This is a genomic window from Pseudomonas sp. CIP-10, assembly GCF_020911845.1.
In the GTDB taxonomy this organism is placed as follows: Bacteria; Pseudomonadota; Gammaproteobacteria; order Pseudomonadales; family Pseudomonadaceae; genus Aquipseudomonas; species Aquipseudomonas alloputida.
Window position 1 is genome coordinate 4,393,288 of the sequence record NZ_CP087160.1, and the last position, 14,037, is coordinate 4,407,324.

The 14,037-nt window shown below is 55.2% G+C and carries 5 protein-coding genes; 2 read left to right on the forward strand and 3 right to left on the reverse strand.

All coding sequences use genetic code 11. The features are described from left to right. Window positions 1-53: 53 nt before the first annotated feature. Genes LMH93_RS19820 through LMH93_RS19830 form a run of 3 tightly spaced genes read right to left on the reverse strand, consistent with a single transcriptional unit; the run spans window position 54 to window position 7,161 of the window. Entirely contained in the window at window positions 54-2,894 is a 2,841-nt protein-coding gene (locus LMH93_RS19820; RefSeq protein WP_230064485.1) for a hypothetical protein, read from the reverse strand. Continuing rightward, complete coding sequence (locus tag LMH93_RS19825) at window positions 2,891-5,257, reverse strand: hypothetical protein (protein ID WP_003247113.1); 2,367 nt, start codon at window positions 5,255-5,257, stop codon at window positions 2,891-2,893. The genes LMH93_RS19820 and LMH93_RS19825 overlap by 4 nt, the downstream gene beginning before the upstream one ends. A 59-nt stretch (window positions 5,258-5,316) precedes the next feature. Further along, complete coding sequence (locus LMH93_RS19830) at window positions 5,317-7,161, reverse strand: hypothetical protein (protein WP_230064486.1); 1,845 nt, start codon at window positions 7,159-7,161, stop codon at window positions 5,317-5,319. 331 nt (window positions 7,162-7,492) lie between these two features. Between LMH93_RS19830 and LMH93_RS19835 the strand changes: the two genes are divergently transcribed. Further along, window positions 7,493-8,695, forward strand: coding sequence for a hypothetical protein (locus LMH93_RS19835; RefSeq protein WP_230064487.1), 1,203 nt, complete (start codon window positions 7,493-7,495; stop codon window positions 8,693-8,695). Between the two features lie 23 nt (window positions 8,696-8,718). After that, window positions 8,719-13,932 carry an RHS repeat-associated core domain-containing protein gene (locus tag LMH93_RS29670; RefSeq protein WP_268256886.1) on the forward strand — a complete coding sequence of 1,738 codons (5,214 nt, stop codon included), beginning with the start codon at window positions 8,719-8,721 and terminating at the stop codon, window positions 13,930-13,932. Window positions 13,933-14,037 lie beyond the last annotated feature (105 nt).

A 14,037-nucleotide genomic window follows, 5' to 3' on the forward strand; every position in this document is an offset into this window, starting at 1 on the left:
GTTCGGCGGTGGCTTGCCAAGGCAAGCCACCGCCCTGTGGCTTCAGCTAGCGGCTACTGCAGATCAAGCATGAAATGGTTGCGATTCAGCCCGACATACATCACTCTCAGATAATGGCGATTGCCTTCCTGATCGAGCAGACTGAACTTGAACGGACGTAATAGGGTAGGCCGCACTTCTTCCTCGAAATCGTACAAGGGGTCAGGGTGATGCTCCAGTTGGTGCCGAAAAGGGAAGTTTATTATCCGCGTCAGGCTGATCATCAAGGCATTATCATGGGGAGCATAATTCGGGTGCAATGCCTTCAATGGCACACCACGATGTGCTGACATGAGAACCAGCTGGGGATCATAAATCATCTCTTCGTTCCAGTTTCCAAATACGTAGCCGCTGTAACTGCACAGCGTGTCCTCGTATTCCTCGGTCTCCCAGCGCATCACTGACAGGTTATCATCCGTCTCGACCCTTATCTCCACGAAGTAGATGACATTCAGCTCCCTCGTGAGATGTTTCAAATACCAGTAGTCTACCGTTAGGGTTTTATAGCTGAACGTATCACCCCCATGCTCCGCGCCTTCATGCTCGACCCGAACAGGTTGCTTAGACCAGTCAAAAGCTTCGATGGCAACCCCCGGCCGCATGATGCCTGTTACCTTCACCTCGCCATCTTGGTGACTTATTCTTTGCGAGTGTTGCCACTGCCCGCCCAACCCCGCTTTTTTGAACTGAGCGTATATAGTGACGTCCTGCGTAGCAGTGGTTTGGAGCCAGAAGTGTCTGATCAACTCGCCTTGTTCTTCCGCAGGTGCGCCCCCCCGAACACCCCCCGGCTGCGTTTTCAACTTCGGATTTTTTGTACGGCGCACCACCCAGGTTTCTGGCTTATCCCCTGGCTCGATACCCTCATCCACGAAGTCTAACTGACCGCCTCCTTCCAGATAAAAACCGAACGTTCGCATATCGTCTTCGCCGATCGGTTCAACAATCGAATCCCCCTGTTCGGTGATAATGCTAACTTCCACCTGAATTTGCTGCATGCCGTTGGCGAAGCACCTAGGCGCCGATAATGTCCTGAGCGTGAAGTTCGATAGCGCCTTCCAGCCTGATGCGATTGACGACCGCGTGCCAGTACCCATGCCATCTTCGCCATGTTCGACAATGGCGTACCCGAAAGCCATGCCCATCAAGTCTGCCATCACCACGCTTGCTGAAGACTCCGGCTTGAGCGGTGGGGTGTACAGCCCGTCAGGTGTGATCTCACCCTCGCCGACCACTGTCCATTCAATTTTAGCTTCCTGCAGGGTGGCTGGTGGCGTCTGACCCGCGGCCAACAATGCCTCGCGCCAATTCAAGGAAGAGAACTGAATGGGTGCTTGCGCGTTCTCGCGGGGCACATGAAAGGGCTCAACGTATATGGCAGCAGCCGTGTTGACGATGACCACACACGCCTCGGCGGACGACTGAATACCTTCGTTGTCGTACCTCACACGAATTCGCTGACGCTGAATACCCGATGTGTGTTGTGCCGTGTAGGTGAATGTCGCCTTGTTCCCGTTTTTATCCAACTTACCCAGTTCTTCGCCTTCGAGCGACCAGTCTACGGCCGCACTACCGCTCACGACGAACTCGATGGGCCCGTCACCGTTTGACCAGTTCACGGTCTGTGGGGCAATGGTCAGGGGCTTGTCGGTTTCCACCACGAGTGCGGATGCAACCAAGGATTCGTCATCGTCCAAAGCATGACCCGTCACCAGTATCATCTGTGTCGGCCTGGCGAAGCTTTCCCGGGCAGTCGCTTGATAAAGGCCGCCATTCATCGTGCCCGTCGCCCCCGGACGGAATAAATTGCGCGCCTGCCATTCAACCACCCCGCTGCCGCCTGACATAGCGAACGGCTGTTTCATAGCAGCCCCCAGCGTGGAGATGGCAGGCTGCACTTCACGACTGAGCGCGCCACGCGCCAGCGCCCCGAAACTTACCGAGGCATCAGCCAGCAGGTGGGTTTCACTCAAGGCCACCCTACGGTCATTTCCCAGCGCTAACGAGCGCACTACATCGGCGGGCTCGCCCAGCTGGAGTTCCTGCATAATGGGTGGCGTAAGCAGCATGACGTCGGTGCTGGCTTCATTGGGCAACGGATAAGGGTAGGGTTGCGACGGCATATTACCCCCCTTGAAGTCCACGCCTTTTTGCATGAACACTACCAGTGCACCATCACCCTCAAAGCCTGGGGTTGCCGCCCATGGCGCGGGAAGGGTTATCAAGGCCCCCTTGCGCAGGTCCAACGGCTCATAGTTGCGCAAGTTGAACGAGCCCATTTTCAAAACCCTGCGCTCTTCGTTCTGTTGAACCAGCCACTGGCCCAGGCGTTTGCCAATTTGGGTGCGTTCGTAGTTGTCTAAACCAAGGTTGCAGATATAACGACTGGCCTGGGCGATGTCGATCACGATCTCTTGCTTCATGCTGATCGGGTCTAACCGCAGTTCGAATTTGCACTGCGCCTCCAGGTAGAAGCCCTGTGTTTCGCGAATAGTGAAGCTGCGATGCAGACGAGGCGGTTGGCCGGCCAGCTGAAGCCGGTAGCGGAAATCGCCAGCCAATAGGTTCATGCGTACGGTGACGAGCCGGTCTGTCGACACAGCGCCCTCGAACGATACGTGTGCTGCGCCCAGGACCAATCCCTCGATCTCGATTATCTGCTCACTGCCTTCATTGATCGAGAAGGCATCATCAAAAGGCTCGAGATAAGTCAGTTTGCCCAACGACTGCAAGTAGTGGTCCTGCAGTGAAGTATTCAACGCCTTGCGGCTGAGCGCCATCACGGCGCCCCAACCGAAGAACCGATCTTCCTCACTTAACCGCTGTAAAAGCGCCGATGTAGAGAACGGATTCATAGGTCACGCTCCTGCAAGTTCAGTAATGTAGCGAGGGAGAGTGGAATAATGACGAAGTTCCAAAATGGGATGAAGCCGGTGTCATAAAACGCAGCCACGGCAATATAATGCTCCCCCCCGGCGGCCGGCGGGGTGTACTTTCCAGACTGGCTCAAGTCGCCCTTACCACTCAGCTTGTACCAATTGGCAGGCGACAGTTCCATCTCGCTGCCGTCGTTTTTTGTCCCCCAAAAGGAAAATTGTATTCCGTCCTCCTCTTCGGTGTATCTGAAGAAGCAATTGGGTGTGGCCAGTTTTGGAAGAAACATTTCGCATACGACTGGTGGACCGTCGCCCTGTTTGACTTCTATTCTGTCGATGCGAATCGCTTGGTCCAGCTCCTCATTGCTATCATCCGGGAACTCTATTGGGGCGTAATAGACGCGTGCATCCTGAACGTCGGCATTTTCATCCAGCTCCAACCTACCGCCGGCATTGCCGGAGAGAGTCCAATCAAGTGCCTGCTTGTTGGCGCTACCGGCCCAGACCACATACCCTGCATCAGGGTCACCTGGTAGGGTCAAGTTGACCGTGTTGACCATAGGGAATACCGAAACCGAAGAGGCAACCACATGGACCATGGCCTTGGCGGACCAGTCGCCTTTGCTGGCCGTTACAATCACTCGCCGGTAAGCGAAGTTGAAACTGGCCGCCGTTGGGGCTCGATAGATACCGTTCTCGATTGCCCCCACGTATTCTTCACCTGTCGGGTCACCCTCCAGCGCGGCCACGGACCATTGCACGCCCTCCAAGGGAGGGATCACCTCGAAGGTAAAGGTGCCATTGGCCACCACGACGGGTTCATTGTTAGACAGTCGGTTGGTTGTCAGCTTCGGGGCCAGGTCGCCCAATGCCGTCAAGTCACCGGGCTGATAAATGACGCGAGGCTCCACCACCGAATCGTCTGCGAATAGAAGGCCATTGAGACGGAATGCGTCAATGGAAAGTGAAACGTTTTCGAGTTCCTCAGCAAGTTGTTCCAGCCGCATGACAGGTAATTCATACGTTGCGAGGAAAGCGTCCAAATCCGATTTTAGATCATCGTGCCCCGTTCCGCCTTGGGTCTCAGTTGCGAATTGTTTCTCAACGTCAGTTTGAATCCGGATCACAGAGCGTCCGGCCTGATCTTTACCTAGCACTGGAGTGAACCTGCACTTTAAGTTCCAGTCAATCAGAACGGTAGCTTCATACTCATACTCTATCCACCCGCCCGCTGAAAAAACTGTTTCGGCCGCAAGCCCCCGCGTCTCGACACGGCCGGCCCACCGTATCTCCATCGCACCATTGACCAACGAGAAAGACCATGGGTCGCGACTGACAAAGGGAATTTCAACACCCTCTACCCCCGCGACCGGCCCCGTCCCAGGTATAACTATGGGTAATTTACTTTCACTATCAACCCCCCCTTTCGTAGCCTCGTACCGCATGAACTTTCCTGCGACGACACTCTGATATTCGAGCGTCTCGAACATTTTTAAACCTTTTATCGTCTTGAGCAGCATACGGCTGACGACCTGCTCAAAACTAATAACCAAATTACTTGAAAAACCCTCCGGCAAAAAATAGGGCAAGCTGCCTTCCCCAGAGGGGATGTCACCAGATCTGTCATCCAAACCAATGAGCAGCAGCACCTCACCATCACCAAAATTATCGGCGCCACGTACAGCCGCACCGCGCGCCGGCCGCGTCAAAACTCGAAAATCCCCAGGTTGTAAAGCGTCCTCGGGGTTCGGGCGCAACTCACCCAACGTGAATTTTTTCTGGGAATCCTCCAGTGTTTTAAACCATTCAAGAAGGTGTGCGCCCAGTTTACCTTCTTCGAATCGAGTATCGACGCCGGTGAAAAGAAACTCCGTGGCTCCATTGCCTGCCAGGTCAAGCTCCACCGAGCCCTCATTGGTCACATGTCCAGGCGCATTCACTAAAAAAATAGTCATCGTCATGATAGGCCCGACAAGGCCATCAACAAAGCCTAAACGTTTAATCTGGGCGCGCTGGATCCCTTGCGTATTTGAGGTCTCGTAAACAATGCCCCCGACAGCTCGCATCATGCAGCGGGCTCGTCCATCGGTAAGGGTGGCCCCCTCAAACCGCAGGCGCGGTGAGTCGAATTGTACATCGCGCAAATAATGCACAGTACCTGACGTCCCCACAAAACTATCGTAAGGCGGAATAATCGATGCTGTATTGAAGCGAGAGATATACTCTTGCAACAATAGGTAGTTGGTCTTGTCACGGTCAAACGCAGCGATCACGTCCCATCTAAGCGTTTTGGACTCCGCCGCCATTTCCTTCAAAAAATCGTCCAACGATTGCTTGCTCATTTAACTATTCTCCGTTGACAACAGATCTTTCTATGCTTGTTGGATACACAGAGTCGGGGTCAATCTCTGATCATTACCCTGCCATTCGGCAGTACGTGGAATGATTCGCCGTCATCGAAACTGATCGTTGCCCACAAGTGCAGGTCAGTGTCGCTCTTTAAGTTTTTCACGTCCGCCAGAGGAACCGTCGCTACCACCATCCCTTCTTTAACATCATCAACTTCAACTTTCACGGCGTCACGTATGGTTCTTTCGTAAGTAACACCAGTCGTCAGCATGCCGGTGACCTTTAGGGTCACTGTGTTACCCACCGCCATGAATGGCCAGACAGGCAGCACAATGTTAGGGTCTGTCACTAATTTCTTTTTAGAGAGTTCGCCGTTTGATTCCGCATCATCACAGAACGCCGGATGGTATCCACCTGGCGGCACTGGCTGTATTCTTAACTTCAACGCATCCGAAGTGAGTTCGCCCTCATTGGTAACGAGGGTGTAGGTCACCGGAAAGCGCTTGAGCGAACTCGCATTGTTCAGCTCCATGTTGGCCGCGATGTAGTCGGGGGGTATCGTGAAGAGCAAAGGGGCTGTTGGGTCGTCAGGCTCTTCGACCGTCACGTTGCCGGCGTAGGCATTGCCTTGCCAGTTCACTTTGATGCGGTCCCCTTCCCTTACCCCACTGCTAGGGACTTGTACCTTGGCCCCCTTCTCGAACTGGGTGGCGGACCCCACAGCTCCGTGGTCCTCCCCCGTGGTATCGATTACGTTCGGTGGCAAAAGGTGCCCGCGCACGCGCTCGACCTTGAACGACAACGGCTGCGAATTTACCGCCCAGCCCTGCCGCGCAATCTGGAAAAACACGTCAACGTCATCGCCAACACTGACGTCCAGTGACGCGGGGCTCACGCCGAACTGCATGACGCCATTCGGCTGGCTGCTAGCATCCAGACGCTGCACCATGACGTGGCGGTTATCCACCGTGTCGCCTAGCCAGTGGCAGAGCACTACGTCACCGGCTTCGGCGCGCACGGGGCACTTAGCCTTTATCACAAGCCCGGTCTTGAAGGCCTCCGGGTCCAGCACACCGCCCGAGAAACCCACGATCTCCATGGCCGGCAGGTAGGGTTCGGTGGCAGCGACCTCTAGCACTTCGAACGTTTGAGTCGGCGAGCGCAGCGCGATTTTGCTGCCCTTCAATATGATGGTGTAGTGAAGGTCGATGCTACGGCCTTTAAAATCACGCAACTGGCTCCTGGGGATCGAGCCGCTCAGCACAGCCGCTGCACCACCTTCTTTAGGTGAAACGTTGAACTCCTTCTGAACTGGCGAGCCGCTATCGTCCTCGCCATTGAGCACCACCTTGACCACATCACCTATTTGCAAGGCCTGGTAGTAGGGGATAATCACGGTGGCACCCGAACCCAGCGTACTGTAATCAATAACACGATCATGGGATTCGAGCACTTGCACCACCGGCAGTTGCTCATTCCATTCGGGTCTTTCGACTAAACCCACCAAACAGTGCAGCCGCAGCGACTCAGGTTGCTGGGTACCCTCCCAATCAAGCACCTGATAGGAATAAAACGCCGCCCCACCCCTGGCCCACAGAAGTGTCTCTTTTTTGATCTGCACCCGTTGGCCCAGCACCGGATCAGGATTAAAGACCGGGGTGGCCGAGTCGATGTCGTCGAACGGCAGGCCCTGCCCATCCGTGCCTCGCCATTTCACGGTGATGGTATCGTTATTGTGGATTCCGGGATAATTGACATAAGTATCAAGATCCCCCTCCAACGCATCCACATCGATTTCACGTCTGTCCGTCAATGTGGGAATAAACGGCAACGGCGGATTGATCGTTTGGGCGCGGGTAGCGGCACGCCCGCCATCTCTCTGATTTTTCAGGCTCATGCAGTTGAACTCCACAGGTTTGAAGTCTTTTTACCCCGTGATTCAACACCTGCCTACTAGCAGAAATAACAGGTAGCGGCTGATACCCCGGGGGGCAGCGAGCAGCAGGTACCTAGTATTTCTATCAGGTGCGCGAATGAGCGCGTGCTTTTACTCTCCAGATTCGTAGCACTCGACACGCGGCGGAGCGACCACGGCGCCACCCGCAGTTCAGGCTTATTACTTCGATAGCAAGCCCCCGTCAGGAGACATATCTATGTTATTCAACGCACCCGCAAACCCCCTGCTCATACGAAGCCTCATGGTGCTAGCCCTTGCCACGGTCAGCACCGTGAACAGCAACTTGGTACACGCCACCACGCCCACCAGCACACTCCCGGGGACCATCACGTTGTATGGCAAAACAGGGGACATTTCAGACCCTGAAAACGACAGTAATAGCCACTGTGTTATTGAGGTTCTGCCCGGTGGCACTGGCCGAACAGTTGATTACATGCTCAGCAACCCAGACTCGAAATGCTTTCAATTGCGGGTTGAAAGTATCTCAATGGAGCACATGCCGCCTGCCACGCAGGTGCTGCTGACGGACGATTACTTTTGCGACACCACGCTGGGTGACGATTACCAGCCGAAACTTGATCCTAGCACGAACAAGAACTTCTGGATCAAGCTAAAAACCGGAGCCGACGGTTCCATACTTGCAAAACGAAGTATCAGCGGACTGAACACGAAAGGGTTCCTTTACAACCAAGCAGAGGAAAAAGTCACCAAAGGCATACAATTGGTGGACATGGCCCTGTCGGGCTCCCCCCAGGAAATGACCCACACGCTATCCTGCGTGCGCGTCATAACTTCCAGCAACAAGGATACGAAATTTGGAGAAATCTTAACGCTTGGAAAACAAGAATGGACGTCCAAATGGAGAGAAGGTGATGAAGATGCTGCGCCGAGGAAGGAGTGCGCAAAAGGCGTCATGTCCGGGCGTTATCACTTGGGTAGTGAACAAGGTGATACTATGCACAAGTGTGCTGAGTTCAATACAGCTGTAGCCATTGAAAGAACGCCGTGGTCAACTATGTTTCGCGAATGCGGTATTCCCTTGAGCGGCGCTTACGTCAGCGACAAGGGCAGATACCAGGACTGTAATGAGGCTGACGTGACTGATTGGGAAAGTTTTGAGTACCGCTACTTCACCTGCCCTGTCGACCAAGTCATGGTTGGCCGCGGCCACGCCTATCAAAAATACGACGATACCGATGATACCGGTGCCGACGTAGGCGATGAAAACGGGCGTACTGACTACCGATGTGCAAAGCTTTATGAGGGTGTCGTATCCGAAAGTAATCGGATCAGTGTGTTGCCAGGTAAATGGACCGACCCCATAACCGAGGACGGCACTGACCATCATGGTGATGAGCATGATGGTTATTTTAACTGTCCTGCAAACGAGGTGCTGGTAGGCCGTGCCCACCGCGGTGACGAAAGGAACTTAACCCGTTATCAATGTGCCAAGTTGCGCTTGCCCGCTCATTAATCCATTCACCAGGGTAAACTACCATGATCGCCACCTCGTCCGCGCACTCCAATGCGTTCAACTTTCTCGGTTTCATGCAAGGCGGAGTTGATCCGCGCACCGGCCAGTACACACTGGGCATCGAACTGCCCAAAATAGTCGCCAACAACCTGATCGGCCCTAACTTACCCCTTGCACTGAACTACAGCCCGTTGCAAGATGAAGACCATGGCTATGGATCAGGCTGGAGCATCAACCTCAGCCGCTATGATGTCAGTAGTCGGGCCTTGTCGCTCATCAACGGTGAAAGCTATCGTGTGACCAGCGTCTCATCCAAACCTGCTTATATTCATGAGCAGAAAATTGTGAGCTTCGAGTTTTACAAAGACGACGAATTCAACTACCGCGTCATTCATCGCTCGGGCATGATTGAACACCTGCGCACTTATTCTGAAAATGGCAAGCAAATTGCGCTGCCGTATCGAATCTATTCCTCGACTGGGCACTGGGTCGAACTCACCTACGAGGCCAAACCTGAAAACAAAAATCACCAGTGCCTAAGCGAAGTTCACGATGCAACGGGCAAGCGCCTGTTATGGGTGGAATACCAGAGCGTCGACCGCTACAGCATCCATTTGTACCCGGACGATAACGCCAGCACTTATGTGGTCTCGCTCAAAGCACGCGACGTCAGCGAGGTCTTGCTACCCGATGACCGCGGTGCGAAATGGCGTTTCGGCTATCTCAAAGATGCCTCTACCCAGAACATGCAGTGCTTGCAGACCATACACACGCCTAGCGGCAGCTTCGAACACCTTAGCTATGACAATGCAGGCCACCTAATGCCCAAAGGTAGCCCCATACCCAGGCTGCCCAGGGTCGAAACACACCAGGTGAACCCGGGTTTCGAACAGCCTGCAATGGTGACCCGTTACAGCTACTCCGCAGAAAATTTCATGGGCGGAAATAGCAACATGCCTTGGACGGAGGGGGAAGATACACTCTTCAAGCTACCAGGGGTTTATACCTACAGCTCCTCGCAACTACATGAAGTAGGTGGTGAGCTGGTTCGAAAGGTCACTCGCATTTACAACCGCTACCATCTGATGACCAAAGAGATTACCGAAGAGTTCGGCCGGGTCGCTCAGCCAGTAGCGCCGCTGGATGGCACAGCCGCAGAGCCGAAGGACGACTGGCACATCCGTGAGACCGAGACGTCATACCACGAAAACCCGAACGTGGAGTTCGCCCTGCAGCCTCGGTACTACCAGGCGCCAAAGTTCGTTGTCGAGCGCTGGAAGCTAAAGGACGATCCCACTCAGCTGCGCCAGGAAGTCACCACAACCCTGTACGATGACCACGGTAATCAGACCCTGGAGCTACAGCCTGACGGTGTGTTTACCGTCAGCGAATACTACGAGGCCGGGGAGCAGGATGGCTGCCCTGCAGACCCGCTAGGCTTCAAGCGCAGCCTCGCCAAGCGCACGGTGTACCCATCGGGGACACAGCCACCCTCCTGGGTCCCGCCCGAGGACATGCCCGCCACCGTCCCCGCGCCTGTGGCGGTCGAAAGTGGCGCACCGATAATGACCACGTATCTGCGCTATCAGCTGTTCGACATGCTGTCCGAAGAAAGCCGTCTTGTCGGTGCACCGAGCCAATACCTGGTTGAAGAGAGCATCACTGAGTGCAGCGGCCTCGGGGACGACGAGCGACTGCTGGAGCGGACCACGCAGGGTTACCACCATGCGCCAGACCAACCGGCGCTGCACGGCCGTCAAATCACTGAAGAAAAAATCCTGTACAACCCCCAGGCCAAAGGCTTGCTGGCCAGCGAGGAAAAAGTTTCCACACGCTGGAGCTACCCGGGCGCGACCACGAAGAAACGTGAGGCACCGCTTGAAATCAAAGAAACCGTAACCTGCAGAGGCGTGCAAAAAAGCTTTGTACGCTCGGTTTCCAGCCTGACAGGCCAAACGCTGATGGAGCAAGATGTTCACGGTGTAGCCATCGAGTACGAGTATGACGCGCTGCAACGGGTGATCAAACAAACCCTCGCTGCGGGTAGCCCGAATGCGTCCGTTCGCTCGTATAGCTATCGCTTGGTCGCCGCCGAGGGCCAGCAGGCCGGGATGACGGTTACCGACCCTTCCAACGTGGTCACCCATACCTTTTACGATGGTCTCAACCGCGCCATCAGCCAGACACGCCAAACTGAAAACGCAGAGCAACCCCAGCTGGTTTACGAGGCAATGCATGACGCATTGGGGCAGTTGATCCGCGATACTACCTACGACTACCATCCTCGCCTCAAGGGCGGCATGCTGGCCATCGATACCCACTACAGCTATGACGCCTGGGGCGAGCTTTGCGAAACCCTGAATGCTGACGGCACCCGACAACACACTGCCTTCTCCCCGTTTGGCACCCAGGGTGACATGGTCGCCAACTGGATGACCAGTCCCACCCAGCCGGAGCTGCGCCAGCATTTCACCCTGATCCAAAGCAATTTAAAGGAAAAGCCGTGGCAAATAGAGCGCTTTGATGCCGGCCGCAAACAAGTCGCGCGTCAGAACTTCTTTTACGATGGCCTAGGCCAAAGCACCCGTGAAGAGCAGCGGATTCGAGACCCGGAAAGCAACAATGAAACACTGACGGTCAGCAAATACCAGTACGATGAGTACGGCCGCATGACGTACACCGAACGACCAGACGGCACTGCGATGAGCAGAACATTTGCGCCGCACAGCCGCAATGAACTGGTCGAAACGATGTATGTGCACGAGAAACGCAAAGGTAAACGAACGCTGGCTGCTGGCGAGTTGGCCCATGCGCGTACGTACGATGGGCAAGAGCGCATGCTGACCTTCAGTGACGGTAAACGCACGGAACACTACGAGTACAAAGACAAGGCTGGCAACGACAGCGAGCAACAACTGGCCAGCAAACGTATCACTCCAAGCGAGCGAGAATTCAACTTCACCTACGACCCCACCCTTTCCCTGCAACCCACTTCCATCACGGTAGGGCAAAACCAGCCGACCGCTTATGAATACGGACGTCATTCCCCTGCCATCAGCCGTGCCGTCAACGACCATGGCACGCGCACCTATGACTACACCGACCAAGGCTACCTGCGACAGGAGACCTGGGACGACGCGCAGGCTGCCAAGCAGTATGTTTGCACGCATACCACCTCGCTTCAGGGCCGACAGTTACTGCGCGAGAGCAGTGATAACATCACGACTGAACACGGTTACGATGACATCGGCCGCCTTCACTGGACCACCCAGGGCAACCTGCGCTCAGACTTCGAGTACAACGATGATGGGCGGCTGAAACTGACCAAAACCCAAGACCTGAAAACCTTGCATCGTGTCGACTGCGAGCAGGTCTACGATAGCCATGGCCAGGAGATCGACCGCATTCTGAGCCGCTACAATGATCAGCTCAAAACGACTGAACACCGTATTAGCCAAGTCTGGCGTAACGACGGCCTGCTCCATAGCCGCACGCTGTACCACGAGGGTGAACTGCAGCTCACGGAATTTTTCGACTACGATCCACGCAAACGGCTTGAGTCGTATTGGTGCGAGGGTAAGCAGGACGCGTTCCCCCGCAACGCCAAAGGGGACCCGATCGAAGAGCAAGTGTTCACTTACGATGATCTGGATAACCTGGTGAAATGCGAAACCTGGTTCCCCGATACCCCTAAGCATACCGCCACGTATCGCTGTGAAGGCTTCCAGTTGATGCAGGTGACGCATTCTCCCCCTGGCTACCTGCCCGACCGCGATATTCGCTACGATGATGATGGCAACATGCTCAACGACGAAGCCGGCAACCAGCTCGTCTATGACGACCATGGCCGCCTCGCACAAGTGTTGAGCGAGGGTGGCGACACGCTGTTCAGTTACCGCTACGACGGCCACGATCACCTTGTAGGCGTGCGCCACGGCAATGGTGCAGAGGTGCTGCGCCGCTATCAAAACGACCGTTTGCACACCACGATCGACAACGATGTACGGACCGAGTACTTGTATGAGGGCAGCCGCCCACTGGGCTTGCAATCGAGCAACGACAGCGATGGTAGTCGCCTGCTACTGACCAATATGAGCAATAGCGTGCTGGGTGAGAGCACAAAGGACACGGTGTGCGAAGCCCGTTACAGCGCTTATGGCGACAACGGCAAAGAAGACCCTGACAACGCGCTGCACGGCTTGTTGGCCTTCAACGGCGAGGCGCGTGAACGCGCCTTGGGTTGGTACCTGCTGGGGCGAGGTTACCGCGCCTATAACCCGCAGCTGATGCGCTTCCACAGCCCGGACTCGATGCCACCTGAGATCGCGGGTATCAACCCCTATCAATACTGCCTTGGCGACCCGGTGAACTGGCGCGATCCCAGCGGGCATGCGAGCTACAGGGCACCTTCAGACGAACCGGCGATCGGGTTCAGGAAGAGGAAAGGTCCCAGTAAAACCGGGGCGTGGATTCAGTTGGGCGTTAGTATCGCTGTCGCGGTGGTTAGCGCCATCCCATTTGTAGGGAGCTTGATAAAAGTCTCAGCTACGGTTGGGCTCATGGCGGCGTCGATGACTACGAAGGTATGGATGGTCGTGGGCGCGGTAGGGGTGGCTGCCATGGCTGCGGGCCTTGGACTTCAGACTATGGCTATTTTCGAGAAGAACCAAGCAAAACAAACGTTGTATCAGTCGATCGGTGGCGGGCTCTCCATGCTAGGTGGGATAGCCGCCGGTTTCTCAGGGTACAAGACGTGGTCATACGCGAAAGCTGAAAAAGCAAAGAAAGCCGCTAATGCAAAAGCCGCAGAAGCCGCAACTGAAAAACCTGCCACGAGCGCTGATACAGGCCCTTCTGGTGTTGCCAGCGACGTTGATGCGATTAAAAGCTCGGTAGAGGCGGCGAACGCTAAAGCCACCGATGCACTGAGGAAAGTTGACGAGCTCGCGCTGCAGCAGGGCCCTCAAGGTGACAGGGGCCCAGCCGGACCAGCCGGACCAACCGGACCAGCTGGAGCCGATGGACAGCGAGGACCCCGTGGCCCCCGGGGGCACTCCACTTCCATATCAGACGTAAAGGATGCGGTGTTTGACATTCTAAGAAATTTTGGCCTTATACCAACCCCCTCTGGCGGATCGGAAAACAGTGCGAAAGCTAGTACGCCAGTAGTCACGAGTTTCGGGATGACTCCTGCTGGCGCTCGTGATCTAGCGAACAGCTTCAAGAAAGATAACTAGAACCAGAAATGATATACGGCCGTCTGCCTCGCAAGAGGCAGACGGCTTACAGTTTCATGGACTAATCCCACCCCCGCTCAGAACCCTCCTACATACCGTTCCCAC